The sequence below is a fragment of the Vagococcus sp. CY53-2 genome (assembly GCF_022604695.1).
In the GTDB taxonomy this organism is placed as follows: domain Bacteria; phylum Bacillota; class Bacilli; order Lactobacillales; family Vagococcaceae; genus Vagococcus.
In genome coordinates this window covers 1-1,102 of the sequence record NZ_JALAHP010000020.1, presented here as the reverse complement: position 1 = coordinate 1,102, position 1,102 = coordinate 1, and the positions used below count along the sequence as shown (strand labels likewise).

The following is a 1,102-nucleotide window of genomic DNA, read 5'->3' as shown; positions in this document are numbered from 1 at the left end:
TATTAATGTGAGGTGCGTTTATGGTTAATGAATTAGTTAAACATCATACAGAATTAAATACTATTCCTTTGAGAAAGTTTACCCCTGTTCAAATGAATTTATTTTTTTCAATTATCTCTAGAATGCGTGATAAGGGGCAAAATAAAGTAACCTTCTCTTTTAGCCAACTTAAAGAATTAAGTGATTATAAAGCAACTGCCAATAATCGTTTTATTGATGACTTAGAAGAAACGTATGACAAATTAATGGATTTGAGATTTGGTCGTAGAAGCGCCTCTGGTTTGAGACGTGAGCGTTTCGTTTTATTTAGCTCATTCGACATTAATGGAGAAGCAGATTCCCCTTATGCTGAAATTCAAATACATGAAAAAGCTATTCCTTTACTCAATGACTTAGACGAATGGGTTCGTTATTCTCTTCAACAGTTTAATGACCTACAAAGCAGTTATTCAAAAACCATGTTTCGATTGTTAAAACAATTTCGAACAACGGGCTATGCATATTTCTCTAAAGAAGATTTTTTTGAGCTTTTAGATATTCCTAAAAGTTATTTGAAAGAACCTGCTAATCTTGATAAAAGAGTCTTAAAGCCTATTAAAGACGAATTAACTCCATTATTTCGCGGTCTTACCATTCGTAAGAAATATGGTAAAGGACGTGGGAAACCTGTTGTTGGTTACCAATTTGCTTTTAAACCAGAAAATAAAAATGCTAATGACTTTTCTAAAGGAGAACGCGAAGACTTACGACAAAAAATATTTAATATCGAACACAATGGTGATCTTTCTCAAGAAGAAAAATGGGTCGCAAAAGATAAAGTATTAGGTTTAAAAATTGGCACACATGAGTCAGATTTTTACGCTCAGAAACAAAAAGAATTTGAAAAAATTGAAGAAGAAAAACTTCGAAAAGATATTTTAGATGATTTAAAAAGTGGTTTCCATTAATCAGAAAACTATTTCGAACAACACGACAAAGTAGAAAAACTTCTCCATACTTTTGGAAAAGTTTTTTATTTTTTTTTTTTTGAAAAACTAATTTTTCAATTGAAATGATTTAGGATAATTCTTTTATTGATAAAAAATAGTGTATGTCAAAGGTG

1 protein-coding gene is annotated in these 1,102 nt (G+C 30.4%); it reads left to right on the top strand.

The window, feature by feature from the left end; genetic code table 11:
* The first annotated feature begins 20 nt into the window (after positions 1–20).
* A complete protein-coding gene (locus MN581_RS09975; protein WP_241699705.1) occupies positions 21–947 on the top strand; it encodes a replication initiation protein in 927 nt (308 codons plus the stop codon).
* Positions 948–1,102 lie beyond the last annotated feature (155 nt).